Annotated in this window: 3 protein-coding genes; all 3 read left to right on the plus strand. The window is 63.9% G+C overall.

From position 1 onward, the window contains the following. On the plus strand, window positions 1–398 hold a 398-nt coding region (locus tag EN906_RS28895), incomplete at its 5' end, for a M20/M25/M40 family metallo-hydrolase (protein ID WP_127375555.1). Window positions 399–802: 404 nt separating this feature from the next. Then, a complete protein-coding gene (locus tag EN906_RS28900) occupies window positions 803–976 on the plus strand; it encodes a hypothetical protein (RefSeq protein ID WP_127269821.1) in 174 nt (57 codons plus the stop codon). Window positions 977–1061: 85 nt separating this feature from the next. Further along, on the plus strand, window positions 1062–3037 hold a 1976-nt coding region (locus EN906_RS28905; protein WP_164777432.1), incomplete at its 3' end, for an ATP-dependent helicase.

A 3037-nucleotide genomic window follows, 5' to 3' on the forward strand; every position in this document is an offset into this window, starting at 1 on the left:
GCTTCCGCCCCGAGGTCAGCGCCGAGATCGAGCGGCAGATGCGCATCATTACGCAGGGCACCGCTGCCGCCTACAATGTCGCGGCCGAGGTCAATTACAGCAGGGAGTTCGTGCCGCTGCGCAACGATGCTGAAATGGTCGATGCAGCATTTGCCGCCGCAAGGCACGTCTTCAAACCCGGCAACATCGCCGTCGCTCGCGAGCCGATGACCGCCTCCGAGGATTTCGCCCGCTTCCTCGACCATGTGCCGGGCTGCTTCGTCTTCCTCGGCAATGGCGAGGGCTCGGCGCCGCTGCACAATTCCAGCTACGATTTCGACGATGACGGGCTGTTGTTCGGCACGAATTTCCATGTCGCGCTGGTCAGGCAACAATTGGGCGGCGAGGCGGGAAGATGAAGGAGATTGCCGGGATGCTGGCCAGGACAAGCTTGTGACGGACCGGCGACCGATAGGGCAGTGCGCCTCGGTACGCTTTTAACAAAGATAATCCCCCGATGACGCAGGGGAAAGACTCAGCTAGCCTTACCTGTGCGGCGGACCTAATTATCCGCTTGGCCGGCGCTTCACTCCTCCCAAGCGGCGCCGGCCTTCTTCTCCAAAAAGTCCGTCCGGGACGCCACAGCGGGTTGCGGCAGCACGCGAACCCCGCAAAACGCCAAGTTCCGCCTCCGGTTGCCTCAAGAATGCATCGGGGAGCGCTGGCGAAACCGCCCTCCATCTTCGACTGCGCGCGTGGACGATTGGCAAGGGAACCAAAGGCGGTTTCCCCGGTTGGTTCTACTCCAAAGGAGTGTTGCACTATGTTCCGTCTGCTCGTCGCCGGCGCCTTCGCCTATGTCACTTATCGTATCGCCAGGAAGATGGTCGAAAACGTGCCCGATACGGTCGACCCGCTGCTGTTGCCGCCGTCGCAATATGATCGCGAGACCTTGCGGCGGCAGTCGGCCGACATGGGTGTCGATCCGCAACGCTAAAGACACGGATGTCGCACTTCGGCCTGTCACGAGGCCAGCCCCGCATCGATATTGCGAACAAAGCAGAAACGATGCTTGATGGGGGATGAACCTCGCCACTGCTGATTCGACCTTTCGGGACCCGACCGTCCAGCCTGCCTATCTCGCCCGGCTCAACGATGCCCAGCGCCAGGCAGTCGAGCACGGCGACGGCCAGATAGCCGGTCCGCTGCTGGTCATTGCCGGCGCCGGTTCGGGCAAGACCAACACGCTAGCTCACCGCGTCGCCCATCTGGTCGTCAAGGGGGCCGACCCGCGCCGCATCCTGCTGATGACGTTCTCGCGCCGCGCCGCGTCCGAAATGGCCAGGCGCGTCGAGCGTATCGCCGGCGAAGTGCTCGGCCGCGATGCAGCTGTCATCACCGATGCGCTGACCTGGGCGGGAACCTTTCACGGCATCGGCGCGCGGCTGCTTCGCGACTATGCGCTGGAGATCGGCCTCGACCCTGCCTTCACCATCCATGATCGCGAGGATTCCGCGGACCTGATGAATCTGGTCCGCCACGAACTCGGCTTCTCGAAGACGGAAGCGCGTTTCCCCACCAAGGGAACCTGCCTTGCCATCTATTCGCGCGCCGTCAACGCACAGGCGCCGCTCAACGAGGTGTTGGGTTCCGCCTTTCCCTGGTGCGCCGGTTGGGCCGAGCAGCTGAAACAATTGTTCGCCGGTTATGTCGAGGCCAAGCAGGCGCAAAACGTGCTCGATTACGACGATTTGCTGCTCTACTGGGCGCAGATGGCGGCGGAGCCCGAGATAGCAGCGCATCTGGGCGGGCGTTTCGACCATGTGCTGGTCGACGAATACCAGGACACAAATCGCCTGCAGGCTTCGATCCTCATGGCACTGAAACCCGACGGCGCCGGGCTGACGGTGGTGGGCGACGATGCGCAGTCGATCTATTCGTTCCGCGCCGCCGAGGTGCGCAACATCCTCGACTTCCCCAACCAGTTCGCGCAAGCCGCCGACGTCGTGATGCTGGAGCGCAATTACCGCTCGACCGAAACCATCCTGGCGGCCGCCAATGCGGTGATCGGCGAAGCCTCGGAGCGCTTCACCAAGAACCTGTGGTCGGAGCGCAAGTCGACCGACAGGCCAAAACTGGTGACCGTGCGCGACGAGGTCGAGCAGGCCAATTTCGTCTGCGATACCATCCTGGCCGAGCGCGAGGCCGGCACGGCACTGAAATCGCAGGCGGTGCTGTTTCGCGCCTCGCACCACAGCGGCCCGCTGGAGATCGAGCTGACGCGGCGCAACATTCCCTTCGTCAAGTTCGGCGGCTTGAAATTTCTCGATGCCGCTCACGTCAAGGATGTGCTGGCGGTGCTGCGCTTTGCCGAAAACCCGCGCGACCGGGTCGCCGGCTTCCGCGTGCTGCAGCTGATGCCGGGCATCGGCCCTTCGGCTGCCGCGCAGATCGTCGAGACCATGACGACGGCGCTGGACGAGGCGATGGGGCTGGCCGGCTGGCGTCCGCCGCAACGCGCCGCCGATGACTGGCCGGGCTTCGTCTCGCTCTATTCCGGCCTGCGCGCCGGCGCCAAATGGCCTGCTGATCTCGAACAGATCAGGCTGTGGTACGAGCCGCATCTGGAGCGCATCCACGAGGATGCAACGACGCGCCGCGCCGATCTCTTGCAACTCGAGCAGATCGGCTCGGGCTACGCCTCGCGCGAACGCTTCCTGACAGAACTGACGCTCGATCCGCCGGACGCCACCAGCGACCAGGCCGGGCCGCCGCATCGCGACGAGGACTATCTGATCCTGTCGACCATCCATTCGGCCAAGGGCCAGGAATGGAAGAACGTCTTCGTGCTCAACACGGTCGACGGCTGTATCCCGGCCGATCTCGGCGTCGGCACCAAGGAGGACATCGAGGAGGAGCGCCGGCTGCTTTACGTGGCGATGACGCGAGCCAAGGACAATCTCAACCTGGTCATGCCGCAACGCTTCTTTCCGCACGGCCAGGCGGCGCTCCTCCTCGATGTCCTCCTTGGTGCCGACGCCGAGATCGGCCGGGATAC

Source organism: Mesorhizobium sp. M7A.F.Ca.CA.004.06.1.1 (genome assembly GCF_003999135.1).
Taxonomy (GTDB): Bacteria; Pseudomonadota; Alphaproteobacteria; order Rhizobiales; family Rhizobiaceae; genus Mesorhizobium.

What these genes read in the sequence shown, in the direction of transcription:
- EN906_RS28900 (WP_127269821.1), top strand. Translation starts at nt 803, where the DNA reads ATGTTCCGTCTGCTCGTCGCCGGCGCCTTCGCCTATGTCACTTATCGT.